We start from the raw sequence: 25,235 nt of genomic DNA on the forward strand, positions 1-25,235 counted from the left end.
AGACATTTCTAATTTTTTGGCACGACGAGCTGTTCGGTATTTTAAATTGAAACACTAAAGGTATCTAATGGCTATACAAATGGAAGTAATTCATTCACACTTGAATAGTGTAACATTTTTGTTGTTTTTTGATGAGAAGTCGGACTCTGACATCCATACATATTTATCTTGCTTCGAATCAAAGAAACCATACCATGATAAATTCATTTCATTTCCATTAACGATCGCCATTGCAATTGGTTTTTGTTTAGAAAAGTCTTGCCACTTTAACATCATTCCTCCTCGTCCTAGATCAAGAGGCTCATTAAGAAAAAATGAAATCTTACTGTCTTCGTTATTATTTGCACTAGCTGAAATAACTATTTGATTGGAATTGACAACTAGTTCTGAATTATTTTTTTTCAATGTAATATAACCTAGCCCTGAGTCACAGTTTATTGCCCATAATTCACCAGCACTGGAACTCAATGTAGTTAGTGTCAATGAAAAAAGAATGAAAACTTTAGAATTCATTTGTCGCTCCTAGTGGGATGTATAAGTCTGATGTTTCATTAAGCTCTTGCTCTAAATATTCATTGAATATTTTTAGTGCTTCATCAATGGTTTTTGATGGCTGACCATAACGTCCAGGGGGTAGACTTGCCCATTCATAGCTTAGCGTATCCAATGCATCTACTATTTTTCCCTGTCTTATTAGATCTAAACATCCAGGTCTCTTTTTCTTGAAGATAATAAGGCAAAAAGTATCTTGAGATAGAGGGGAAAAATCCTGCACACCATATAAACTTCTAGCTTTTACCATGGATGAGTCATCCCACGTATAGCCCATTATCTGATAAGCGCCAGCCGCGCTAGAAACTAATCCCCCGGCTTTTATTTTTATTCTAGGATGGTCAGAAAAATCACGGTTAAAGTCTTTTATAAAAGACTTTCCACTGAAGAGGGTTTCATAACCAATATCTCCGACAGTTCCTTCTCCAACTCGTAGCATTCGCATAAATGCTCTTACCCGCGCATCACCTTGTGTTGGAGTAGATCTCGCATTGAAGTTTATCAACGGATAAATATGCCACAGATCCGGGCCGAGCTTTAATTTGGCGGCACTCTGCATCCATTCCAGGCTGTCGATGCGTTGTTTCTCATGATCAACCAGCTTGTCGAATTCCGGCAGACCCACTTCCGCCATCAATTTATCCAGCCACTGGTAGCTGGGCGAGGCTGATTTCTCGTACCACTCGCTCGGATGTTTGACGATCAGCTTCTGGATAGTCTCCGCCTTGGCCTTGTCTTGCAGGATCTTATGGACATCGGCGCTAGTCCATTCTCCCTCGCGCTTGGGATCAATCGCCTTTGCCAGTGTCAGGAAAAAGGGGGAGGGGGCTTCAGGAGCCAGGTGGCCGTCCGAGCCGCTGCCATCAATCTGCTGAAAGCCAATTTTGAGCCAGTCATGCTGACTCAGCATCTCCACCTTGCTCTGTTGCACGAATAGCCCTGTCATCACCTCTATCCAGTCGATATCGGCATTATCTTTTGCTTGCTTGGGGGAGTCGAGCAGAACTTCCTGACTCAGGGTCTCGGTCGGGGTGAAGCTGACAGCATTGGCTTGCTGCGATTTTTTGGCGAGAGTGAGGCCTGCGGGCACCTTGGCATAACTGGCGCCACCTTTGGTCTGGGCCTTGTTGGCGAGTACATCGGCCAGCTTGGGATCCTGGCTGAAGACTTCCAGATGCAGCTGATGGATGCTCTTTTTTGCATCTCTTTCTACCAGGCTGGTTGGGGTCTCGACCAGACCCAGATAGCCAATGGTGTCACCAGCCGCTATGGGCAGCGGACTGGGCAGCACATAGAGCTCACCCAGGTGGCTGGCCGACTTGTTTTGCACCTTGATATATTCATCTTCGACGCAGACCCAAGCCATGCCGCACAGAGCGGCTGAGCCGCCTTGAATCGCTGGGGTCTCGAAGGAGCAGCGCGCCATCTTGCGTGATTTGCCGTTGCTCTGCTGGAACTCCTGTTGATGCGCATCGAAGCGGATGCGGGTGCCAGCGGGCAGAGAGACGGAGTGTGCCCCTGCCTTGGGCAACTCGCCAGCTTCACCCGGTATGGGATCGGCGCGACCTGCCATGGCGGTGGCCAGCTCGGCCTCCACCTGGTCATAGAGCCAGTTGGGTAGCTGAGGTTTGATGGTTGCCATCGTCTTCTCATCCATGGCAAGCCAGACATTATCACCCTGAGCCGCCAACATCTGCTGACTCTGCCTGCCCGGGCTCAGTACCTTGACCAGGACAAAGTTGTAATCCGTTTTTCCCAGGGTTCCCCGTTTTGTTGGCGTGCCTGCCACCCGTTCGAATTCTGTACCTGCGGGCAGGGTCAGGGAGGGCAGCTGCTCGTCAGACAACAGCTCCTCTGGCGTTGGATGCAGATGAGGCACAGAGTTGCGCACATTACGCCCCACTTTCAGGACCAGCTTGTCCCCTTGCTGATGGTGATCCCAGGGCAACAGATGCATATAGAGGGAGTAAAACGTAAATTCGTTTTTCTCTTTTGTATCAGGGTTGGTTTCACAATAAGCGTGCTCGACCAGACAGAAACAGTTGGAATATTTGAGCGTCTGATCCTGAAAGGTGGAGCTGAGGTAGTCCGGCATCATGCGAAAGGCGACGACCCTGCCATCGGCGATGGATCGCACCGGATGTTTGTCCTTGCACCAGGGCGCCGTCTGTTCACTGATGTGAATGCCGCCATGCCATTTGCTGTGGCCACCCAGCAGATAGTGACCACCCGATTCACCCTTGAGCAGGCCATTGAGCGCCTTGCTATCGGCAAACTCCTTGCCGTCCTGGGTCAGTATGGGAAATGCGTACTTCATGGGGGAAATAATTTAGTGCAGTCTGATTTGTGCGCATTAGGTGGCCATTAAATAGTACGAACCGCTCAATTACTCTCTTACCCAGAACAACATGTCATCTTTGTTGATATGGGTTTGGGAAGGCAACTTCTGCCCTTTGCGTAGTTGCCACTGCTCATCGGTCAGATTGCACCGCCAGTTGCCATCCTGCTCCACCACGGACCCCGGCATGGCAATGGGGTGCTGAGCCACTCGCAGTGCCTGCCATTGTTCTGCAATACCATTCGCTCTGGCATAATCGACCAGATCCTTGGGGTAATAGCGCATCTCCCGATAACTGCTGTCATCCAACTCATAGAGCAGGGTCACGAGCGCCGCTTCAAAAGCCCAATAGCCAAAGTAGATGGCATGTTTTGCCTTGTGCCTATCGTGCCAATAACACTCTTTACACCCCTTGTACCACCCCTTGAGATATTGCTTGATGCTCGCCTGACGCTCAACTCTGGTGGGATTCACACCATCACCCTTGATGGCATCAAACAGCGGGCGATAAACCTCGGGGATATAGGATTCTGGACCACGGGGGAGACCGGGATAGCCCAAGCGAGCCAACAACATGCTCCACAGCGGGTCGTCGTCCCCTTCCGGATTTTTACTGATATAACGCACCAGCTCGGGCAGCATCTCATCCTGCCCATAGAGGATGCTTAATGAAAACATCCAGAGCAGATATTGATAGGCATCTTGCTCCCAGTAATAAAACTGTTCATCTGGAAACTCTTTTTTATGGCGCAGAAACTCTTTAGTGACGACGCTCAGTTGAGCAATAACCTCTTCATGAGAGACTCCACCAGAATAAAGCAAGATTACATGTTCAAGATTATCCATAAACATTCCAGCACTGGCACCAGAGCGAGTAGGTAATCCTGCTGGGTCACTCCAACGTTCATGGTGAGGATCATTTATCCAGCTCCACCACTCTTGGTCAAAATAGAGCGATTCTTTGTAGTCTTCTAGCTGAACCAAGAAGAAATCTTCAGATAACAGTGGATCTCGACGCTGCTCAATAAATGAACTCATTCTCTGCTCCTACTTGACCGGGATAGTACCGATAGCATCGGCATTCTTATTCAACTTGGTGATCTGAATCACCTCACCAGACTCATCGACGATCATTAACCAAGATTCATATTTTTGTTTTCTGATATCCGCCAATACCTTTTTATCTGTTATTTCATCCGGTAACCGTCTTTCTATCCACAAATTGCTCATCTGCTTGCCAGACCCCTTGGTCATCGACAACAGCTGGGTACTCTTGGTGCCATCCTCATCGATATACTCGCCCCCTGCCGTCCGAAACTTGGTCTCGGTCACCACGTAGGGAGGCGGAGGATTGGTGTTCTTGTAGATACCATCGATGCCCCGCCCTCTGGGCTTGTCGTTCAGGCTACGTACCCGGCGATGTTCTGGCAACAGATTCTCGAACTTGTGATTTGCCATCCAGTTGTCGCTGATGATCTCGCCATAAATCCCCTTCTTGGAGCGGCTCAGGATCTTGAGATCCACTTTGACGACATCATCCGGCAGCGGGTGGATAACGGTGCCACCGGGCACGGCCTTGTAACCTGGGGCATGCTTGACCGCCTCTTTCTCCAATCCCGCGGCAATCTCATCGAGGGATTTGAGCACGGGCCCCATGGCCGCAGGCAGCATCTGGCCGGCCTGTGACTGCATCTGCAGCACCATGCGCTGGGATTGCTCAAGCCAGACTTTGACCGAAGTGGGAGCCAACCCCTTGATCTTGCTAATCAAACCAGTGAGAGAGCTGACAGCATCGTTCAAATAGCCTAGCAGCGCACTGACTGATATCTGCCCTCTCAGCCCTCGGATCTGGCCAGCAAACCTTTTTAGCACTGTATCGATGCGTGAGATACCCAGCACTTTCTTGACTTTGGGATCACTGAGAAACGTCAGCACAGGTGCCATTGCGGGTCTGATAGCCTTGGCTGCATCCCCACCCGCCTTACGGACAAACAGGAAGATGATCTTCAACACCCCCTTGAGGGCAGATCCCAGCGATGGGATCAGACCGATCAGGGTAAAACAGAGGAAAACCCACTTCTCTGTCTGCTTGGGATTGCGGGAAATATCCCGTGCATTGGCGATAAGATCGCGGCAATCCAGCACCTGATCGACCACTGGGATCAGACCCAACACCGCATTGGCAGCAATTTGCCCCGCACTTTGGTTGGGGTTGAAATCCCCCTGGAGGGCCTCCCAAATCCACTGCAGGCTGGAAGCAATCCCCTTCTTTACCGCCTCTGCACTTTTTTTGACATAGGCAGCGCCGCCGGACACAGCCTTATCCAGGTGGTCATAGAGCTGCTCAAACAGATCGTTACCGAACATATCAGCCCTCGTCACTCAGACTGTCGAGATGGCCGGTGAGGGCCGAGATGGGCTCACGGGGCAAATCGACAAAGTTGTCCTGCACGTCATAGCTCACAGAAGCAGTACCAGCGGGCACCTCCTCAAGCAGCGCCATACCTTCACCATCCAGAGTGCCCTCCCTCACAGAGCCATCGCTCAACACCGCTTTATAGGGGGTACCTGCCAAGGGCATCAGTTCGGAGTCGAGGTGATAGAACTTCATCCAGTGTTTATGCGGGCTATCCAACATACCCTCAATGCACTTGGGCATCTTGCCCGCCCAGCCAGAACCTGATCCGGGACTGCCACCGGCATTGAGCTTGATGCCGGGGCCTGAGAGGGTCACGCCGCTCGGATCTATTTTGACGAAGCTGCCGCCCCCTTTGAGGGTGATCTCGCTGCCAGCCTCCAGCACCAGCTTGTCGCCGACCTTGATATGTACCTCGGAGCCCGCCTCGACCAGCAGGGATTGCCCCAGCTTCTGATGCATGGAGCCATCCACGCTGAGCGACAGATCTCCCTTGATGTGATCGCGCTTCTCGCCATTCACAGTGAGATGGTCATTGGCCTTGATGCGGGCCACCCGCTCATGGTCGATGTCGCTGTGCTGGTCGTGTTTGATGTGCCAGGTCGCATCGTTCTCTATCAGCACATTGAGGTCTTTCTGACCGTGAATGTAGATCTCCTCCTGCCCGGCCTGATCTTCGAAGCGCAGCTCGTTGAAGCCCTCGCCCTGATGGGTCTCGGTGCGCAGCACGGTGCGGGTCTTGTGGGCAGGCAGCTCGTAGGGGGGCCGGTTGGTGGCGTGAAAGGTGCGGCCAGTGACGATGGGCTGATCCGGGTCCCCTTCCAAAAAGCTGACGATGACTTCGTGGCCGATGCGCGGGATGGCCATGATGCCGTACTGGCCGCCGGCCCAGCCCTGGCTGACCCGCACCCAGCAGGAGCTCATGTCATTGGAGCTGCCATAGCGGTCCCAGGGGAACTGCAATTTCACCCGGCCATGCTGGTCGCAGTAAATCTCCTCGCCTGCCGGGCCCACCACGAAGGCGATTTGCGGGCCATCGACCATGGGCTTGTGGGGGATCTGGGGGCGCCAGCTCTGCTTGGCGCGCACCACGGCAAACTGGTTGTAATAGACGGTGGGCTCGCTGCCACCCTCCTCTTCCAGGGCCTGGGGCTGCTTGCCGGTGTGCTGGATGCTGACCACTTGCCAGTCGTCGTTGAGGGCCGCGTTGGGGTGTTCGCTCAAGGTAAAACGCTGGCCCGGCTGCAGGGCGGCGCAGTTGGATTGGCCGCGGCCGGTCACGGCGTCATTGCGCAGGGCATCGAGCCGGTACTGGCTGAACGCCTTGCCGCTGGGGTCGGCCTTGAAGCGGCCCGGGTAGTCAAAATGCTGATAGGCATCCCGTTGATGGTCGAGGGCGCTGCCCACCGCCTGATGGGAGAGGCCATAGGCCGGGGTCTGGAAGCTGTAATCCTTGAGCTCCACATCGCTGGTGCGCACCGATTCGCGGTAGTGGAACTGGCGCACATAAGAACCCTGCTCCAGGGAGCGGTTGCCGAGATTGAAGAACAGCTCGGGGCCCGCCACAAGGGCGGCGGCATCGTCGGCGAAGACGATGCGGTGCTTGCCCTGCTCAAACTCGTGGAAGTAGAAGATGCCCTCCTCGGCGGCGAGGCGGTTGACGAAGTCGAGGTCGGACTCCCGGTACTGAACGCAATATTCCCGCTGGCCATGGTCATTTTTCAGGGCGAAGGCGTAGTCGGTGATGCCCGCCTCCTGCAGCAAGATGCTGATGATTTCATCGGGTTTTTGCGCCTGGAAGATGCGGGCGTTGCGGCGAAGGCCAAGGCGCCACAGGGCCGGTTTGACCTCCAGCTGGTAACGGGTGCGGCGAAAGCCGCTGTCTCCCTGGGCCGCGTCGCTGACCACACCGCTGACCCGGCGCTGCAATTCGCCGTTGTACCAGACCAGCAGCTCGCAGGGCTGGTCGAGCAGGTCGGCGAAGGGGAGATCGGCCTGATGGCTGGCGAGATCGAGCCGCAGGCTGAAGGGGTGACTCAGCTGCTCATCGAGGTTGAACTCGACCAGGGCAAAGGTGGATTCGGGCAAGGCCCCCACCCGGGCGGTGAACTGTAATCCGGTCTGATTGGCCATAGGAACTTAGACTCCCCTTGTATTTTATGATCGGGCCTGTCGCCAGGCCGGATGAGAAAACACAAAAGCCCCGGCGCCATCCCTTGCGGGAAGAGCCGGGGTAAACTGCACAGATCTCAACACGAAATCCAAAGCCTGTTGCCACGCAGGCGGATAAGAAAGGACATCGAAGAGATTAAGCTTCGATCGGGGCGCGCCAGTCGTCAGCACCCGAGGTACCAGCGACGGTGTGCTCCCAGTCGATCTTGCGGTAGGCCAGAGAGACCTGGATCAGCTGGGTGAAGTCGGATTTTGCCGGATCCTGGCAATGGGGCATCTGGCAGTCGATGTCGACGACGGTGGCATCGGTCAGCACGGTAGAGAAGAAGTGCTCCTGCTTGCCTTCCACGGAAGTGCGGTACCACTTCAGAGTCACTTTCGGCAGCATCTCGCCGGAGGCCAGGGAGTTGTACATCAGCGGCACGGCTTTGTTCAGGGCGACGGTGAACTTGAACGGCTTGTGGACACGCTGGCCAGCAGGCTGACCGGATTGCGGGTCGGTCGGTACGGTGACGATGTGCTGGAACTCTTGCACCAGCATCTCGTCTTCGTGACCTTGTACGAAGATGTTGCCGACGGAATCTGAGGTGAAGGCACCGGCAGTGATGTTGCCCTGGGTTTTACCTTCAATGCTGATATAACACGGTGTTGGCATGGAAATGCTCCTTTGCGAATAGTAGTAAGATTCAGCAAGAGGTAGCAGGGAGCGTGCCATAAGTTAAATTAGTTAGTTTTCAACTGCTTAACTGTATACATCGTTATAAATGGAACCAGTTGAGCAATAAGTTGCGCGCCGCCACCCGATTGGTCTGCAAATCATTGCTATTGCAGCGTTTATTGCTATCAAATGGCGCAAAAACTTGCCTGAGGTAGATGCATCCCCTATTTGGTTGCCAGAAAATAAAACAGGCGATGATCGCTCATCGCCTGTTGGGTCGCTGGGGAAGGGCTACTTAGAAGTCGTAGCGAGCGGCCAGCTGGAAGTCATCCTGGTTGGCGACGGCCTGATCCGGCTGGCTATCCAGATTGTTGATACGGTATTCACCTATCACCCGGAAGTTGCTGTTGAACTTGTACTGGGCGCCCAGGGTGTAGTAGTCGATAGAGTCGACGTCATCCTTGCCTTTCTGCTGGACCTCCTGCTTGTTCCACAAGGCCATCAGGCCGATGCCGTTGCTGAAGTTGTAACCCAGCGCGGCTTCCCAACCGTTGTGATCCTTGTCGGTAGCCAGGAAGTCGTTGCCATCGGCGTAACTCAGGGCCGCGTAGATGCTCTTGTCATCATATTTGGCAGAGAGCAGCCACAGTTTGGCGTCGGCTTCACCGCTCTTGTCACGCAGGCCCACGTTGTAAGCGGTACCCAGGGAGAGGTTGAACGGGAAGGTATAGGCCACGGCGGCACCGTAGGCGGCATCGCTGTTCTTGTTGGTGGTCTCTTCGGTGTCACCGCCATCGAACTTGTAGCTGGTGTCGACCTGGAAGCCGTTGAACAGGCCAGAGTATTTGAGCACGGAACCGGCGCGGTTGACGGCGAAGTTATCGGTGGTGGCGCCGAGGGCCTCGTTGCCATAGCCGTCGGAGAGGGAGACGTCGGTCCAGTCGGCCAGGAAGCCGGGGGCGCCTTTCTGGCGGCCGAAGGTGACAGTGCCCCAGTCGGCACCGACCCCGGCGAAGGCCAGGCGGGTGCGCATGTTGTCCGAGTTCTCGCTGATGGTCTTCTCGCTGTCATTGACGTACAGCTGCAGCTCGTATTGAGCCAGGGCCTTGAGATTGTTGTTGATCTGGCTGTCGACCTTGGCGCCGAAGCGAACAAACTGGTTGGCGCCTTGCTTGGCGCTGTAGTCATCCACGATGTCGCCATTGTCATCGAGCTTCTTCTTGTCACCGAAGAACTGACCGGCATAGATACGGCCATAGAGGTCGAGCTTGGTGGTGTCATTCTTGAAGACTTCGACGGCCTGTACCTGGAAAGCGGAGCTCAGCGCGAGCGCTACTACTGTCAGCTTTTTCATCTTAATCCCTTGTGTTGCAAGCTTTTGTTGTAAAAGACGGGGCTATGCTAGGGGTGTGAAATGACGGTTCGGTTACTGACAGATGAAGAGTGAGTGGTGATTTGATGTCAGTTCGATGAAGAGGGCTGCGTCAGGATCTGTGTGCTTGAGCCTGAGCGGGTCTGTATCGGTCATTGGTTGTGCAAAATGGTAAAAATACGGTGAGCATGCAGTTTTGCGCGCAAAGGTTTGCCCTTGTGGTAGAATGCCGCCCGTTTTTCGAGCTCCTATAGGTTGGATTAGCGATGAGACGTGAACTGGCAATCGAATTTTCCCGAGTGACGGAAGCGGCTGCACTGGCTGGCTACAAGTGGCTCGGACGTGGCGACAAGAATATCGCCGATGGCGCGGCCGTGGCGGCCATGCGTCATATCCTCAATCAGATCGATATCGATGGTGAGATAGTGATCGGCGAGGGCGAGATCGACGAAGCGCCCATGCTCTATATCGGCGAGCATGTGGGCACGGGTCAGGGGGATGCGGTGGACATCGCCGTCGACCCGATCGAAGGCACCCGCATGACGGCCATGGGCCAATCCAATGCCCTGGCCGTGCTGGCCGTGGGTGACAAGGGATCCTTCCTCAAGGCCCCCGACATGTATATGGAGAAGATCATCGTCGGCCCCAAAGCCAAGGGGGTGATCGACCTGGATGTAGCCCTTGAGCTCAACCTCAAGGCGGTTGCCAAGGCGCTCGGCAAGCCGTTGTCGCGTCTGACCGTCATCACCCTGGCCAAGCCGCGTCATGACAAGGCGATCAAGGAGATGCAGGGACTGGGAGTGCGCGTCTTCGCCATTCCCGACGGCGATGTGGCCGCCTCCATCCTCACCTGTCTGCCGGACAGTGAAGTCGACATGCTTTACGGCATCGGCGGCGCGCCGGAAGGTGTCATCTCGGCGGCGGTGATCCGTGCCCTGGACGGTGACATGCAGGCGCGCCTCATTCCTCGCCATCAGGTCAAGGGTGACGATGCCAATGCCCGTGCCCTGGGTGAGCAGGAGATAGCCCGCTGCATCGCACTGGGTATCGATGTCACCAAGGTGCTCAAGCTCGAAGACCTGGCCAAGAATGACAACGTCATCTTCTCGGCTACCGGCATCACCAAGGGTGATCTGCTGGAAGGGATCAGCAGCGATGGCATCATGGCGACCACGGAGACGCTGCTCATCCGTGGCAAGTCACGCACCATCCGTCGTATCAAGTCGATCCATTATCTGAATCGCAAAGATGAAGTCATCCGCGACATCATCCTCTGATAGGTAGCTGTGCTTTCTATTGCAATACAAGCCCGGCCCAGTGCCGGGCTTGTTGTATTCAGGGTGACCGGAACGTGACGCGTCACGCCTATCCACTTCGTCGTATCAAGTCGATCCACTGTCTGAATCGCAAAGATGACGTCATCCGCGACATCATCCTCTGATAGGTAGCTGTGCTTTCTATTGCAATCCAAACCCGGCCCAATGACGGCTTTGCTGTATGGCGCGCCTTGACACCGATAGTGATAAGAGGTTGTCCGGGCCTGGGATAGACTGGCGCTCCCCTTGGATGGATATCGTCATGGAATGTCGTGCCGGCTGTGCCGCTTGTTGTATCGCCCCCAGTATCAGCAGTGCCATTCCCGGCATGCCCCTGGGGAAACCCGCTGGTGTGCCCTGCGTCCAGCTCGATGAGCGGCTGGGTTGCCGCCTGTTTGGCTTGCCCGAGCGTCCCGCGGTATGCGGTGGTTTTCGCCCCATGATGGATGTCTGCGGCACTCACCGGAGCGAGGCAATCTGGTTGCTTGGGGAGTGGGAGCGGCAGACCTCCTGAGCCTTGGCTTGCATGAGGCGGGTCGCGCCAGGCATCCCCTGCCTGGTGTTGTTCGACCACCATAGAAAAGAGGCCGCAATTGCAGCCTCTTTTTGCAGGTTTGGCTCAGGGGCTGGCTAGACGCCGGCGAGCTGCAGGGCCTGACGATAGTACTCGTTGGCCTTGTTGGTGAGTCGGCGCTTGTCCATCAGCTGGCCCATGGCATGGCAGAGGGCGGCGCTTGGCGCCTTGGCCAACTCTATCTCCAGCAGTCGCTGTGCCTCGTCCAGATGGCCTGCCAGCAGGTTGACTTGGGCGAGGGCCGCCTGGGCACCCGGTTTGTCCTGCATCTTGCCAAGCAGGGTCAGCAGCGGCTGGTAGTCATCCAGGCGCAAGCGGGGCAACTCGGCCAGCAGTTGCGGCGAGGCATCCCGGCGCAGGGCATCGAGCCAGAGATCGGCGGCGGCCTTGTCTCCTTGCAGGCTGCGCAACTGGCGGCCATAGCCGAGCAGCAACTCGGGATCCTGGCGCAGCTTCTTGGGCATGGCCTGCCAGATGGCAGCCAGCGTGTCGGCCTCGTCGGCCCCTTGTTGCAGGCGACCAACCCAGGCCTGGCGGGTCAGCTCCTCTTCCTGCTTGGGATTGAGCTTGCCGACCTTGTGCAGCACCGGGATCAGCTCCAGCAGGGCGGCCCAGTCCTGGCGTGCCAGTCGCACCTGACGCAGCTGATCCAGCACCATGGGATGGCGAGGGTTGAGGGCCTGCAGGGACTCCAGGGTTGCGAGGGCGCTCTCGTACTGGCCCTGCTCTATCTGCAACTGGGTCTGGGTCAGGGTCAGGGCCAGCTCGGCCTTGGGGTGCTCTTCCTGGGCCTGCTGCAGATACTGATCCCGGCGGCTGTCATCGCCACGGGCCTGGGCCGCCTTGGCGGCGGAGAGGTAGTTGAGCAGGGGAGTTTCGCTGTTGCGAGCGCCCTTGACCATCAGCTTCTCGGCCTGGCTATAGTGCCCCTCGGCGAAGGCCAGGGTCGCGGCCACCGTCTGCTGGTTGGCCTTGCGGCGACGGCGGTAGCCGTACCAGCCGAGGGTCTTGCGGCGCAGGCCAAATACCCGGGCCAGCAGCCACTCGACGATGAGCAGCAGACCATAAAACAGGATGGCCAGGATCACCGCGCTGGTGACCGAGGACTCCAGGGTGTAATTACCCAGGGAGATCATCACATAACCCTTGTTGCCCGAGGCTTCGGGGCCGAAGGCCAGCCCTGCAACCATGACGGCAACCAGAATAATCAAACGGATCATGGGGCTCTCCTCAGTTACCGGTCGCGATGCGTTGCAGGCGCTCGGTCAGAACCTGCTCGAGCAGGGCCTGGGTGCTGAACTTGTCCGGATAGTCGAACTGGATCTGTTCGCCCTTGAGCTTGTCGAGCTCTCCTTGCAGGTACTGGGTCGCGCTGTTGTCGGTATCGAAGTACTGCGCCAGCCAGCGGGAGGCCTTGTCGATGCTGTCTTCGTACAGGGCTTGCTGCTCGCGATACACTGCGAGCTGGGCCTGGAGCAGCTTGGTTTTGAGGTTCTCGCGCAGGTAGATCTCCTGCTGGGGCGAGATGAGTGCCTCGACAGCGCCATCCCGGCGGCGAATGGTGATGAAGTTCTCGGTAAACTTGACCCAGTTCTTCTTCAGATTGCTCTCCCACTCATCCGGGTTGCTGCTGACCGCCTGATTGGCCTGCTCCTCGGCGGTGGGCATGGTGACGTTGGAGAGGGGCAGCTGATCTATCTGATCTTCGAGGGCTGCGAGTTTGAGGGTGAGCCCTTCACGATCGACCCTGGGCATGGCCTTGAGCTTGGTGATGTCTTCGGCCAGGGCCTTGCGGATCGGCATCAGGCTGGGATCGTTGAGCGCCTTGATGCGTTCGTCGGCGTTGCCGAGCAGGGTGATGGCGGAGATGAGATCATGCTCGAGCCACAGCTTGCGGCCCGCCATCCGTACCAGGTATTCAGATTCGGCCAGCATCCAGTCGTTGGGACGCTTGTCGTTGAGATCCAGCACCCGGTTCTGCAGGCCCTTCAGCTCCTCTTGCAGGGCCTGCTGGCTCTTGCCAAGTTCACCCAGCTTCTGCTGCTCCTGACTGTTACCCCGCTCGACCCGACCCATGACATCCCCCAGCTGCTGCTTGAGCTGAGCAAGCTCTGCCTGCTGGGCCAGGGCGCCCTGATGGCCGTGGTAGTAGAGGCCGCCGGTCAGCCCAAGGGCGACCAGTATGGCGACGGCCCCCATGAGTACGCCAGCGCGCCCCTTGCTCTGCCTGGTTGGCGCAGGGCTGGCCTGGGTCGCTTGGCTCGCCGCACTCTGGCGTGGCTCGGCCCCCTCTTGCGAAGTGGCCTGGGCTTCTTGCTGTTCTGTCATCGCGTCTTCCTCTGTTCCAGGGCGGCCAGCAGGGCCTGATTGGCTGCCCCCTGGGCAATCGTGATATGGAGAAAACCCAACCCTTCGGCCATCTCGGCCACGCGGGGACTGGGGACCACCAACTGGCAACCATGGAGCCAGGGGTGTGCATCATCGGGTACCAGCGTCTGCAGACGCTGCAACAACTCCCCGCTGGTGATAAGCAGGCTGTCGATCCCGGCCTCTTGCCAGTCACGGGTCAGCGCTGGGCCATCCAATTCGGGGTAGTGGCGCTCATAGGTGCAACAATAGTGCACCAGAGCCCCTCTCGAGGCCAGCGTTCGGGCGATGAGATCCCGGCCACCGTTGCCGCGCAGGATCAGTACCCGCTTGCCAGCGAGCTGCTGCAGTTCGGGCAGTGCGATCAGCCCCTCACTGCGGGGATCCGTCGGACTCATGGCGGCGATGCCGAGATCGGCAAAGGCTGCCGCGCTGGCGGCACCGACGGCAAAGTAGTCAATATTTGGCCAGGTCTGACCAGTTTGCAACATAAAATGATCAGCAAAAAGAATGGCATGGACGCTTACGGCGATAACCACATCCGCCTCGGCCAGCAGGGTGGCCAGCTTATCCAGCTCACTGCCCGGCCCCAGGGTGAGCAGGGTACAGGGCTGGGGGTCATGGCCATGCTGACGAAGCAGCGTGCTGAGCTCGGTACCCTGTTCGGCGGGGCGTACCACCAGAGGAGTCATTGAGGTGACTCCCGAGTGGTGATGAAGGGGCAAGGAGTCAGCCTGACCACTCGCACGACAGGGCCAGCATGAGGGACACGGACCCGCCGAGGCTCTCCATGACGACCCTGAACCATCATGCCTGATAGACCTGGGCGAGTATGGTATCAGCACCGGCGGCCAGCAGGCGCTCGGCCAGTTGCTGACCCAGGGCTTCACCCTGGGCGAGGGGGCCGCGGATCTCGTCACGCAGCACCTGGCTGCCATCGGGTTGGCCAACCAGGCCACGCAGCCAGATCTGATCCCCTTCCACCAGGGCATAGGCTCCGATAGGTACCTGACAGCCACCCTGCAGGGCACGGTTCATGGCGCGCTCGGTCAACACCCGGATGCGGGTCTCGGCGTGCTCCAGCGGCGCCAGCAGGGCATGCAGCTCCAGGTCGTCGTTGCGACACTCGATACCGACCGCCCCCTGACCGTTGGCGGGCAGGCTCTGCTCCGGCTCGATGAAGGCGCGGATCCTGTCCGCCATCTCCAGACGCAGCAGACCCGCGGCGGCCAATATGATGGCGTCGTACTCACCGCCATCGAGCTTGGCGAGGCGGGTGTTGACGTTGCCACGCAGATCCCGCACCACCAGATCCGGGCGCGCGGCGCGCAGCTGGCACTGGCGGCGCAGACTGGAGGTGCCGACCACGGCGCCCAGGGGCAGCTCGGCAATGTTGGCGAAGCGGTTGGACACGAAGGCATCGCGGGGATCTTCCCGCTCGCAGATGGTGTGCAGACCGAGTCCTTCGGGAAACTCAACCGGAACGTCTTTCATGGAGTGAACGGCGATATCTGCCCGCCCTTCCAACATGGCAGTTTCCAACTCTTTGACGAACAACCCTTTTCCGCCAACCTTGGCCAGCGGAGTATCCAATATCTTGTCACCCTGAGTGCTCATGGGCACCAGCTCGACGGTGAGTTGCGGATGCAGGGCTTCGAGCCTGTCTTTGACAAAATTGGCCTGCCACAGGGCCAGCGGGCTCTTGCGTGTGGCGATTCTCAGGGTACGGGCTGCCATATCAATCAGTTGTTTCATATTTAAAGGAAAATGATCTTACCACCCTTTACAGGGGCTTTCATGGCGCTGGCTGCAAAAGCGGGATCTGGCCGAAAAAGGAAGGGGAGGAAATGATTTTTACTGGGGAGTGCTTGAATGGCAACTATCTGATTATAAATACCTTATTTGCTTTCCTATGATACCGTTCATCTGGCTGTCATAAATAATCCCGCTATTCGCTGTGGGCTTGTTTACCACCGCAGTTTGCATTGTTAACATGATCACACTTTTTTGACGCCTCCCCGTTTTGGTGCGTCAATTGCAACCCCCAAATAGGCAGGTCATTGCTGGTACAACTCGATGCACTCGTATCGCGTTATGACGAGATCAATCGTCTCAAGACGCAGCGAGCGCTAGGTCTCATGAGTCGCTATGGGCAACAGGTATTCCAACTGCTGCCCGTCATGCTGCACTTCAATCATCCCCTGCTGCCCGGTTATGTGGGTGGGGATGTGCCTCACGGGATCTGGAGTTTCAACGCCAACGAGACCCAGCAGTCCTTCATCGAAGACCTGTGCCAAAACGCCAACTGCCAGAGTGGGCTTAGCACCCAGGAGAGGGCCATTCAGGGTCTCTACTCCATGGGCAGCACCTCCTCCATCGGCCAGTGCTGTCATTCGGATCTCGATATCTGGGTCTGTCACGTGGCGGGCCTCTCTCCCGATCGTCTGGCCCTGCTCGATCTCAAGTGCCAGCAGCTCTCCAAGTGGGCCGAGCAGCGCGGCGTGGATCTCAATTTCTTCCTGATCCCCGAAGACAAGTTCCGTCAACACAACGATGCCGAGATGCAGGGCGAGAACTGTGGCAGCGCCCAGCATCTGCTGCTGCTCGACGAGTTCTATCGCAGCGCCATGCACATCGCGGGCAAGCGCCTGCTCTGGTATCTGGTGCCCCGCGCCTATGACGAGCAGTATGATGACTATGTGGCAGGCCTGTTTGCGAGCGGTCAGCTCAGTCAGGATGACTGGCTCGATCTGGGCAGCTTCAACCGCATTCCGGCCGAGGAGTACTTCGGCTCTGCGCTCTGGCAGCTCTACAAGGGGATCGACTCGCCCTACAAGGCGGTGCTCAAGTCGGTGCTGATGGAGGCTTACTCCCACGAGTACCCGAACACCCGGCTGCTCTCCTTCGTCAGCCGCGACTGGTTCCAGCAGCATGAGGGCATGAGTTTTCGCCAGGATAACTACTGCCTGATGCTGGACAAGGTGACCAACTACCTCAAGTCCATCGGCGACATGCAGCGTCTGGATCTGGTGCGCCGCTGCTTCTATCTGAAGGTGTGTGACGGCCTGAGCCATCCCAACGAGGAGGGCTCGCCCCTGTGGCGGCGGGAGCAGATGGAGCAGCTGGTCGCTTACTGGGGCTGGAGCCCGGAGCGGCTCCACCATCTGGATCATCGCCAGGAGTGGAAAGTGGAGCAGGTCAAGGTGGCCCATGCCGAGCTGCTCGAAGCCCTGATGCACAGTTATCGCAATCTGATCCAGTTCGCCCGGCGCAACAACATCAGTGAATCCATCAACCCGGAAGATATCGGTATCTTGTCGCGCAAGCTCTATGCGGCCTTCGAGAGCCTGCCGGGCAAGGTGCAGCGCATCAACCTCAAGATAGCGCCGGATCTGAGCGAGCCTGATCTGAGCCTGGTGCAGGTGCCCAATGGCCGCCTCAATCGCGCCGGCTGGTATCTCTACAAGCACTCCCTTGAGCCGTCTGACATCATTGGCCGGGCGCCCCTCGAACATAACAGCTACATCAGCAAGCTGGTGGCCTGGGCCTATTTCAACGATCTGCTCACCCCCCAGTCGCGGGTGCACCTGTTCAATCAGGGCTCGGATCTGCACATCGACAACTTGCACCAGTTCTGTCGCGATCTCTCCGGTACTTTCCCGGTCAAGTACCCGCGCGCCACCAACGTGGCCCTGAGCCGCCCCTGCGAAATCCATCAGCTCTCCATCTACCTCAATCTGGAGGTGGATCCGAGCAGTCACTGGGTCGGCCAGGTGATAGAGTTTGATGCCAACAGCGCCGATGTCTTCTCGTTTGGCCGCAATATGGAGTGTCTGGTGGGCTCGGTGGATCTGGTCTATCGCAACTCCTGGAGCGAGATCCGCACCCTGCATTTTCGTGGTGACGAGGCGGTGGTCGATGCCCTCACCACCATTCTCGGCAAGATGCACCAGGATGCGGCGGCCCCGGAAACCATCGCCGTATTCTGCTATAGCCAGCATTTCCGCTCCCTGGTGCGCTCCCGCTTCCAGCAACTGGTGGCCGAGTGCATCGAGCTGCGGCTGGCCCGGGACAAGCAGCAGCTGGTCAAGACCCTCGCCCTTGGCAAGGAGAAGTACGGCATCTTCTTCGAGCGGCGCGGGGTCTCGGTCAAGAAGCTGGAAAACGCCATCGACTTCTACCGGCACATCTCCCACAACAAGCTGGATCACCTGCCGCTGCGCCTCGACAAGACCCACAGCCAGCATCTGCCTGGCATAGTGGATACCTATGCCAGCGAGGGCCTGGTGCAGTTCTTCTTCGACACCCGCAATGCGGGCACCAACATCTACATACTGGACGAGGCGAACAGGGTCGAAATCTACCAGCATTTCGCCGGTAACAAAGATGAACTGGTGGCCGGGGTAAACCGCTTCTATACCTCCAGTCACGAACGGTTCAGCGATGATGGCCAATTCGTCAACTTCAACCTGCCTCAGTACTACGAGATAGTCGAGAGGGGGGAGACGCTGGACGTTATTCCTTACCGCAGCCAGGGGCTGGGGCGCGATCCTCAGGTGCAGGCCCGTGACGTGGGCTGAGCCAAGCCACCCTGGTGATGTGAAGAGGGCCTGCAATGCAGGCCCTCTTCTTGTTACGGGGATTGCCAGCCCCATCTCAGATGGGGCGTGAGCTGGGTCTCAGGGGGCGAAGCAGGCCAGCAGCCAGACGCGGATATCCCCTAGCTGAGGGCGGCAGATCTCGTGGCGCATGGGGTACTCGTGCCACTGGGGGGCCAGACCCGCGGCCTCCAGGCGCTGTTTGGCGTCCCAGCCCATGGAGAGGTGAACCACGTCGTCATAGATGCCATGCATGTAGCAGATTGGCAGGCTGCGAGCGCCATCACTGAGTTCTGCCAGCAGGGCATCCGGCGCCGCCAGATAGGTGGACATGCAGAGCAGACCGGCCAAGGGCGCTGGATGGCGCAGGGCGGTGAAGGAGGCGATGACGCCCCCTTGGGAGAAGCCAGCGATAACGACGCGCTCGGGGGCGAAGCCCTCTTGCTCGAGCTGCGCCAGCAGGGTCGTAATCTGGCGGCAGGCCGCGCGCACCTCGGTCTCATCGGCCCTGTCTTCCGGCCGCTCGAAGCCCTTGATGTCGTACCAGCCGCGCATCTTGTGGCCCATGTTGATGGTAATGGGGCGCTCGGGGGCATCGGGCAGCAGATGGCGGATGGGCAGTGCGCTGGGCAGGGCCAGCGCCTCCACCAGGGGGGCCAGCCCGGCCCCTGAGTCTCCCAGGCCATGCAGCCAGATCACCGCATGACGGGCCCCGTCGGGGTGGATATCTATCATGGGAAGGTCACGTCCTCGCCAGATTGCAGGGTGCAGGCGCGGGTGAGCAGGGCCTTGAGTTCATGGCCGAAGCGGTTGTCTATCCAGGTGTCCCCTTTCAGCTCGAAGTGGAAGCCGTTCTCGCGGGTGGCGACCCAGATCTGGTGCAGGGGTTCTTGCTTGTTGAGGATGACCTTGGTCTTGTTCTCGAACGCCAGGTTCAGTACGCCGCCAGCCCGTTCGCAATCGATATCCGGGTAATTGGCATCGATGGTGTCTTCCACATACTGGAAAAAGGTGTCTACCAGGGCGTGATACTCGTGATCCTTCATCGGTTTATCCTGTTGCTTTTAACAATGTGAGTGCGATTATAGAGGGCCAAAATTTTTTTCGCAGCGAACCATTATGATCATTCAACTCGTCCGGTGCCTGTCTGCCGCTCTTCTGTCGCTCACCCTGGTTGCTTGTGGCCTGAAAGGCCCGCTCTATATGCCGCCGGCCGAACAGCCGGACAGCCAGCAGTCGACTCCGTCTGAAGCCGAACCGGCGAAAGACTCGCAGAGCACTCCCCAGACCCCGGCCGAGGCGACCCCAGAGGCTACGCCGCACTCGTCATAATTTGGAAGGAACCGCCCCTTGGATCACTTTAATTACAACGCCGCCGGCCAGCTCCAGGCCGAACAGATTGATCTGCAACAGCTGGCCGATCAGCATGGCACCCCGCTCTATGTTTACTCCCGCGCGACCCTGGAGCGCCACTGGCATGCCTTCGATCAGGCGGCGGGGGCCATCCCCCACCTGGTCTGCTATGCGGTCAAGGCCAACTCCAACATAGCGCTGCTGAACTTGCTGGCGCGCCTCGGCTCCGGCTTCGACATCGTCTCCGGCGGCGAGCTGTCGCGGGTGCTGGCGGCGGGGGGCGATCCGGCCAAGGTGGTCTTCTCCGGCGTCGCCAAGAGCGAAGCCGAGATGCGCCTGGCGCTCGATAAAGAGATCCTCTGCTTCAACCTTGAGTCCGAAGCGGAGCTGGAGCGCCTCAACCGGGTCGCAGCCAGCATGGGCAAGGTGGCGCGGGTGTCGGTGCGGGTCAACCCGGACATCGATGCCGGTACTCACCCCTATATCTCGACCGGTCTCAAACAGAATAAATTCGGTATCCCCATCGAGCAGGCCCCCGCCATCTATCGCAAGGCGGCGGCCATGAGCAACATCGAGATCAAGGGGGTGGATTGCCATATCGGTTCCCAGCTCACTGAGTTGAACCCCTTCATGGAGGCGGCGGACAAGCTGCTGCGGCTGATCGACGAGTTGGCGCTGGAGGGGATCCACATCCATCACCTGGATGTAGGTGGTGGCCTGGGGGTCAACTATGGCGCCGAGCAGCCGCCACACCCGACCGAGTATGCCGAGGCCCTCAAAGCCAAGCTGGCCGGTCGCGAACTGACCCTGTTGTTCGAGCCGGGCCGCGCCATCGTCGCCAATGCCGGTGTGCTCTTGACCCGGGTTGAATACCTCAAGCCGGGCGAGACTCGCAACTTCGCGCTGATAGACGCCGGCATGAACGATCTGCTGCGCCCCTCTCTGTATGGCGCCTGGATGAACATCATCGAAGTCGACAGCAAGGCCCAGCATGAGCCAGCCCTCTACGATGTGGTGGGCCCGGTGTGCGAAACCGGTGACTTCCTCGGCAAGGAGCGCACCCTGGCGATTGGCGAAGGCTCCCTGCTGGCGGTGCGTTCGGCCGGTGCCTATGGCTTCACCATGTCTTCAAACTACAACACCCGCCCCCGCGCCGCCGAAGTGCTGGTCGACGGTGACCAGGCGTTTCTCATCCGGGAACGTGAGCCGCTGGAGTCACTCTGGCAGGGCGAGCATCTGCTGCCTTGACCGGCTTGGAGGAGCGTGAGAGGGTCTCTTTTCTGACTCTCAAGGCTCCTCTGGGCTATGTGAGCGGGTGATGACGGGGACAGGAACGCAGGATGTTGATTGATATCGCCAGGATGCATGGGGCGTTGGATAACGCCCCCATGATGGTGGACGATCTTTTGTTGTGGCCTGAACAGCGCAGGGAAAAAAGATGTTAATTGAATTATCCAGGATGCATGGGGTGTCGGATAACGGCTTCATGGTGGTGGACGACCTGCTGTTGCGGCCTGAACAGTGCAGGGAAAAAAGATGTTAATTGAATTTTCCAAGATGCATGGCTTGGGTAACGACTTCATGGTGGTCGATGGTGTCACCCAGAAGCTGTTCTTCAGCAGTGACGTCATCAAGAAGCTGGCGGATCGCCACTTCGGAATAGGGTTTGATCAGCTGCTGCTGGTCGAACCCCCCTATGATCCCGAGCTCGATTTTCACTACCGTATCTTCAATGCCGACGGCAGCGAGGTGGAGCAGTGCGGCAACGGTGCTCGCTGTTTCGCTCGCTTCGTGCGGCTCAAGGGGCTGATCAACCGGGATCGCATCTCGGTCAGCACGGCCCGTGGCCGCATCATCTTGCAGCTGGAAGGGGAGAATCAGGTCACGGTCAACATGGGGGTTCCCCAGTTCGAGCCGGGCAAGATCCCGTTTCGCGCCCAGAAGGCGGAGCAGACATATCTGTTGCGGGCACAGGATCACACCGTCATGTGCGGCGCCGTCTCCATGGGCAACCCTCATTGCGTCATAGAGGTGCCCTCGGTCGATGCCGCGCCGGTCGAGACCCTGGGCCCCATAGTGGAGCGCCACGAACGTTTCCCCGAGCGGGTCAACGTCGGCTTCATGGAGCTGGTCGATGCCACTCAGATCCGGCTGCGGGTCTTTGAACGGGGAGTAGGGGAGACCCTGGCCTGCGGCACCGGTGCCTGCGCCGCCGCCGTGATCGGCATGAGCCAGGGCAAGCTCAAGGAGCGGGTGACCGTCTCCCTGCCCGGTGGCAAGCTGACCATCGCCTGGAAGGGGCCGGGCCAGCCTGTCTATATGACGGGCCCTGCCGAGCATGTGTTCGATGGGCAAATCGAGCTGTGAGATGCTGGCGGCTTAGGCCGCCTTTTCTCTAATGTGGGGCGCCCGGCAGGCGGAGGGGGCTGGGGGTGGCCGCTTCAATGCATTGATGTGCAAACGCGACTGTATTTGACGCCCCGATAGCGCTCTAATAGAGGCCTGGCTACCAATGTTCCCTGTGGCGCCACCCGGACGCGTGTCGCACAGGGTCATCAAGACGGGATTGATCAACATGAGTGAAGTTAAACGGCAGGAGCATGAGGCCGACGAGGCCATGGTGCTGGCGTACCTGAGCCGTTACCCCGAATTTTTCCAGCAGCATGCGAGCATGCTGGATCGCGTGCGCATTCCCCATGAGCGCAAGGGCACCGTCTCGCTGGTGGAGCGTCAGCTCGAGCGCCAGCGGGAGCGTATCGAGGGATTGGAGCTCGAGATCACCGAGCTGATGAGCCTGGCCAGCGCGAACGAACGGATCTTTCGCATCTACGCGGATCTCTATGGCGAACTCTATGGCTGCCAGACCCTGAGCAAGCTGGTGAGCGCCCTGCAAAATGCCTTCGTTGACCAGCTGCGCCTCTCTGGCGTGCGGCTCTGGCTCAGCCCCAAGCAGTATCAACCGGGGGAGGGGCAACGCTTCCTCGTACTGAGCAAGGGGATAGAGCAGATCATGGGCCAGCGTCTGCCAGGTCAGGGATTCTACTTTGGGCGCCTCAGCCAGAGCGAACAGCAGCAACTCTTTGGCAGCGACACCCTGGTCGGTTCCGTGGCCTTGATGCGGCTAGGCGAGCTGGGGCTGCTGGCCTTTGCCAGCTCGGATCCCGGCCATTTCTCCCCTCACAACGATCCCTTGCTGCTCGGTCAGCTTGGGCGCCTGTTGCAACTGCGTCTGCCGGAACTCATCCGTGACAGTCAGCGCTGACGGACTTGCCAGCCTGCCTCCTGCGCTTGCGCAGGATCTGGCTGACTTCATCGAATACTTGCGGGTGGAGCGCCAGCTGAGTGGCCATACCCGCAGCAACTACCTGTCTCACCTCATCGCGATGACCAGCCAGCTGGTGGATCTGGGCCTGAGCCATTGGCCTGGGCTGGAGGCGAGTCAGGTGCGCAGCCTGATGAGCAGGATGCACAAGGGCGGACTGGCCCCGCGCTCCCTGGCCACCAAGCTCTCGGCCTTGCGCAGTTTCTGCGACTGGCAGGTGCGTCAGGGGCGCTTGATTGCCAATCCGGCGCGGGGTATCAGCACACCCAAGCAGGGGCGGCCCCTGCCCAAGAACCTGGACGTGGATGAGATGTATCAGCTGCTCAATATCACCGATGAGCAGGATCCGCTGGCGGTGCGGGATCGGGCCATCATGGAGCTGATGTACTCCTCCGGCCTGCGCCTTGCCGAGCTGGTGGGGCTGGACCTGACCGATCTGCGGCTGGACGATCGCCAATTGAGGGTAGTGGGCAAGGGCTCCCGGGAGCGGGTGCTGCCCATAGGGCGCATGGCCCTTGAGTGGCTGCACAAGTGGCTGGCCATGCGGCCCCTGCTTGCCGGGGAGGAGCCTGCCTTGTTCGTCTCCAGACAGCGGCGCCGCATCTCGGCGCGCTCGGTGCAGATGCGTCTCGATGGCTGGGGCAGCAAGCAGGCCCTCGACGCCCACGTTCACCCCCACAAGCTCAGGCACAGCTTCGCGACGCATATGCTGGAGTCTTCCGGCGATCTGCGGGCGGTGCAGGAGCTGCTTGGCCACGCCAATCTATCCACCACTCAGATCTATACCCACCTCGACTTCCAGCATCTGGCCAAGGTCTATGACGGTGCCCACCCCAGGGCCAAGCGTCGTGGCGCCGGGGATGAGGAACAAGAGTAAGCCTGGGTCGTCATGGTAAAAATGGCGGCGGGTGGGCATGCAGAACAACAGGAGTGACAATGCTTTTCTTCCGCCGCTGGCAGCCGGTCAAGGCTATCTCGTTCGATCTCGATGACACCCTCTATGACAATGGCCCCCATATCGCGCGGGCCGATGCCTGGATGCTGGCACGCCTGCGCGGCGACTATCTGGCGGGCGCCATGATGGATGCCGATCGCTGGCTGGCCTGCAAGCGTCAGGTGCTGCAACAGGACCCTGAGCGTTGTCATGACGTCAGCCTGATGCGCAAGCTCAGCCTGCAACTGGCCTTGCGCCAGGGGGGGATGGAGGCGGGGGCCGCCGAGGGGGTTGCGGCCGAGCTGTTCGAAGGCTTTATGACCGAGCGTTCCGCCATCACTGTGCCTGCCGCCAGTCATGAGCTGCTGGCAGCCCTGGCACGCCGTTATCCTCTGGTGGCGATCACCAATGGCAATCTGGATCTGGTGCGGGCCGGGTTGGACGGTTACTTCCAGGGGGTCTACAAGGCGGGGGAGGGTCAGCGGATGAAGCCGGCGCCGGACCTGTTCGTGCAGGCGGCGACCGAGTTGGGACTGGCCCCCGCCGAGATACTGCACGTGGGGGATCATGAGCGCAGCGACGTGCTGGGTGCTCGCCTGCATGGCTACCGCGCTGCCTGGCTCAATCAGGGAGGGGGGGACTGGCGCCGCCTGTCCCAGCTACCGGATCTGATGCTCAACCGTTTGGACGAACTGGGTCCTTTGCTGCTCGGCCATGAGTGAACCCGCATGATGAAGATGGCCGCGGCTAATGAGCGTGTGTACCTGCGGTGCAGCTCTTATGCTGCAGCGCCTGGAGAACAAAGGAGTGGATGGCGGTGTTGAGTCGTTACGGTTTATTGGCAAGCCTGCTGTGGCTGGGGGGCTGCGATCTGCTGACTGACAGCTACCGGGTCGAGTTCAGCGATGGCTCCTGGCGAGAGATTGCCATCACCTCTTTCTCCGATGAAGCCCATTGGCGTGAGGGGTGTGCGACGGGGGAGATCTTTACCGATCTGGTATTGCCCCTCAAACGCGGCAAGAAGGTGGAGGGCAAGCAGCCGCTGCTCATCGGTGGCGAGCGCTTCGAACTCGATGGTGACAGCCTGTATCGCAGCAATGGCATGGTATTTGGTCACTCGCCGGATCACATACAGCGGGGGCTGAAGGGCATCGATGCCTGCCGTGGCTTGCGGCCGGTGCGCGGTGGCCTGCCCAAACTCAAGGCGCGGGGATTTGGCGATTGAGCATGTCTCGCCTTGGGCTCTGTGCATCACGAGAGAGG

The 25,235-nt window shown here is 58.6% G+C and carries 23 protein-coding genes; 10 read left to right on the plus strand and 13 right to left on the minus strand.

Features of this window, described 5'->3' with window-relative positions:
• Nucleotides 1-90: 90 nt before the first annotated feature.
• The 7 genes from KYK33_RS01395 to KYK33_RS01425 all read right to left on the minus strand — a co-directional run bounded on the left by KYK33_RS01395 (nt 91) and on the right by KYK33_RS01425 (nt 9,490).
• Complete coding sequence (locus KYK33_RS01395) at nt 91-513, minus strand: hypothetical protein (RefSeq protein WP_224431802.1); 423 nt, start codon at nt 511-513, stop codon at nt 91-93.
• Nucleotides 503-2,869, minus strand: a complete 2,367-nt coding sequence (locus KYK33_RS01400) for a glycoside hydrolase family 24 protein (RefSeq protein WP_224431803.1) — start codon at nt 2,867-2,869, stop codon at nt 503-505. Before KYK33_RS01400 ends, KYK33_RS01395 begins: the two co-directional genes overlap by 11 nt.
• 69 nt (nt 2,870-2,938) lie before the next feature.
• On the minus strand, nt 2,939-3,928 hold the full coding sequence (locus KYK33_RS01405; protein WP_224431804.1) for a PoNi-like cognate immunity protein: 990 nt from the start codon (nt 3,926-3,928) through the stop codon (nt 2,939-2,941).
• A gap of 9 nt (nt 3,929-3,937) precedes the next feature.
• Nucleotides 3,938-5,257: a hypothetical protein gene (locus KYK33_RS01410; RefSeq protein ID WP_224431805.1), complete on the minus strand. Its 1,320-nt coding sequence runs from the start codon at nt 5,255-5,257 to the stop codon at nt 3,938-3,940.
• Between the two features lies 1 nt (nt 5,258).
• Nucleotides 5,259-7,439 (minus strand): type VI secretion system Vgr family protein, encoded by a 2,181-nt coding sequence (gene tssI / locus KYK33_RS01415; protein WP_224431806.1) that lies wholly within the window; start codon nt 7,437-7,439, stop codon nt 5,259-5,261.
• 175 nt (nt 7,440-7,614) lie between these two features.
• On the minus strand, nt 7,615-8,133 hold the full coding sequence (gene hcp1 / locus KYK33_RS01420) for a type VI secretion system effector Hcp1 (protein ID WP_042040039.1): 519 nt from the start codon (nt 8,131-8,133) through the stop codon (nt 7,615-7,617).
• Nucleotides 8,134-8,431: 298 nt separating this feature from the next.
• On the minus strand, nt 8,432-9,490 hold the full coding sequence (locus KYK33_RS01425; RefSeq protein WP_224431807.1) for a porin: 1,059 nt from the start codon (nt 9,488-9,490) through the stop codon (nt 8,432-8,434).
• Nucleotides 9,491-9,774: 284 nt separating this feature from the next.
• Between KYK33_RS01425 and glpX the strand changes: the two genes are divergently transcribed.
• Nucleotides 9,775-10,785, plus strand: a complete 1,011-nt coding sequence (glpX, locus tag KYK33_RS01430) for a class II fructose-bisphosphatase (RefSeq protein ID WP_224431808.1) — start codon at nt 9,775-9,777, stop codon at nt 10,783-10,785.
• A 301-nt stretch (nt 10,786-11,086) separates the two neighbouring features.
• On the plus strand, nt 11,087-11,338 hold the full coding sequence (locus tag KYK33_RS01435) for a YkgJ family cysteine cluster protein (protein WP_042040034.1): 252 nt from the start codon (nt 11,087-11,089) through the stop codon (nt 11,336-11,338).
• A gap of 116 nt (nt 11,339-11,454) precedes the next feature.
• Here KYK33_RS01435 and KYK33_RS01440 read toward each other — a convergent pair whose 3' ends face one another.
• From KYK33_RS01440 to hemC, 4 genes are all read right to left on the minus strand, one after another.
• On the minus strand, nt 11,455-12,618 hold the full coding sequence (locus KYK33_RS01440; protein ID WP_224431809.1) for a heme biosynthesis HemY N-terminal domain-containing protein: 1,164 nt from the start codon (nt 12,616-12,618) through the stop codon (nt 11,455-11,457).
• A gap of 10 nt (nt 12,619-12,628) precedes the next feature.
• On the minus strand, nt 12,629-13,726 hold the full coding sequence (locus tag KYK33_RS01445; RefSeq protein ID WP_224431810.1) for a uroporphyrinogen-III C-methyltransferase: 1,098 nt from the start codon (nt 13,724-13,726) through the stop codon (nt 12,629-12,631).
• On the minus strand, nt 13,723-14,457 hold the full coding sequence (locus KYK33_RS01450) for a uroporphyrinogen-III synthase (protein WP_224431811.1): 735 nt from the start codon (nt 14,455-14,457) through the stop codon (nt 13,723-13,725). Before KYK33_RS01450 ends, KYK33_RS01445 begins: the two co-directional genes overlap by 4 nt.
• 115 nt (nt 14,458-14,572) lie before the next feature.
• A complete protein-coding gene (gene hemC / locus KYK33_RS01455; protein WP_224431812.1) occupies nt 14,573-15,502 on the minus strand; it encodes a hydroxymethylbilane synthase in 930 nt (309 codons plus the stop codon).
• A gap of 323 nt (nt 15,503-15,825) precedes the next feature.
• Between hemC and KYK33_RS01460 the strand changes: the two genes are divergently transcribed.
• On the plus strand, nt 15,826-18,345 hold the full coding sequence (locus KYK33_RS01460; protein ID WP_224431813.1) for a class I adenylate cyclase: 2,520 nt from the start codon (nt 15,826-15,828) through the stop codon (nt 18,343-18,345).
• 99 nt (nt 18,346-18,444) lie between these two features.
• Here KYK33_RS01460 and KYK33_RS01465 read toward each other — a convergent pair whose 3' ends face one another.
• Nucleotides 18,445-19,098: an alpha/beta hydrolase gene (locus KYK33_RS01465; protein WP_224431814.1), complete on the minus strand. Its 654-nt coding sequence runs from the start codon at nt 19,096-19,098 to the stop codon at nt 18,445-18,447.
• Nucleotides 19,095-19,409, minus strand: a complete 315-nt coding sequence (cyaY, locus tag KYK33_RS01470; RefSeq protein ID WP_042040025.1) for an iron donor protein CyaY — start codon at nt 19,407-19,409, stop codon at nt 19,095-19,097. The genes KYK33_RS01465 and cyaY overlap by 4 nt, the downstream gene beginning before the upstream one ends.
• A gap of 73 nt (nt 19,410-19,482) precedes the next feature.
• Between cyaY and lptM the strand changes: the two genes are divergently transcribed.
• The 7 genes from lptM (at nt 19,483) to KYK33_RS01505 (ending at nt 25,197) form a co-directional block, all read left to right on the plus strand.
• Complete coding sequence (lptM, locus tag KYK33_RS01475) at nt 19,483-19,695, plus strand: LPS translocon maturation chaperone LptM (protein ID WP_042040023.1); 213 nt, start codon at nt 19,483-19,485, stop codon at nt 19,693-19,695.
• 18 nt (nt 19,696-19,713) lie between these two features.
• Nucleotides 19,714-20,964 (plus strand): diaminopimelate decarboxylase, encoded by a 1,251-nt coding sequence (gene lysA, locus KYK33_RS01480; protein WP_224431815.1) that lies wholly within the window; start codon nt 19,714-19,716, stop codon nt 20,962-20,964.
• A gap of 288 nt (nt 20,965-21,252) precedes the next feature.
• Complete coding sequence (gene dapF, locus KYK33_RS01485) at nt 21,253-22,083, plus strand: diaminopimelate epimerase (protein WP_005892702.1); 831 nt, start codon at nt 21,253-21,255, stop codon at nt 22,081-22,083.
• Nucleotides 22,084-22,291: 208 nt separating this feature from the next.
• Nucleotides 22,292-22,978 (plus strand): DUF484 family protein, encoded by a 687-nt coding sequence (locus tag KYK33_RS01490; protein WP_224431816.1) that lies wholly within the window; start codon nt 22,292-22,294, stop codon nt 22,976-22,978.
• Entirely contained in the window at nt 22,962-23,915 is a 954-nt protein-coding gene (xerC, locus tag KYK33_RS01495; RefSeq protein ID WP_224431817.1) for a tyrosine recombinase XerC, read from the plus strand. Before KYK33_RS01490 ends, xerC begins: the two co-directional genes overlap by 17 nt.
• A 59-nt stretch (nt 23,916-23,974) precedes the next feature.
• A complete protein-coding gene (locus KYK33_RS01500) occupies nt 23,975-24,694 on the plus strand; it encodes an HAD-IA family hydrolase (protein ID WP_224431818.1) in 720 nt (239 codons plus the stop codon).
• A gap of 89 nt (nt 24,695-24,783) precedes the next feature.
• Nucleotides 24,784-25,197 (plus strand): hypothetical protein, encoded by a 414-nt coding sequence (locus KYK33_RS01505; protein WP_224431819.1) that lies wholly within the window; start codon nt 24,784-24,786, stop codon nt 25,195-25,197.
• The last annotated feature ends 38 nt before the right edge of the window (nt 25,198-25,235 follow it).

It is taken from the genome of Aeromonas rivuli, from assembly GCF_020149575.1.
Taxonomy (GTDB): Bacteria; Pseudomonadota; Gammaproteobacteria; order Enterobacterales; family Aeromonadaceae; genus Aeromonas; species Aeromonas rivuli.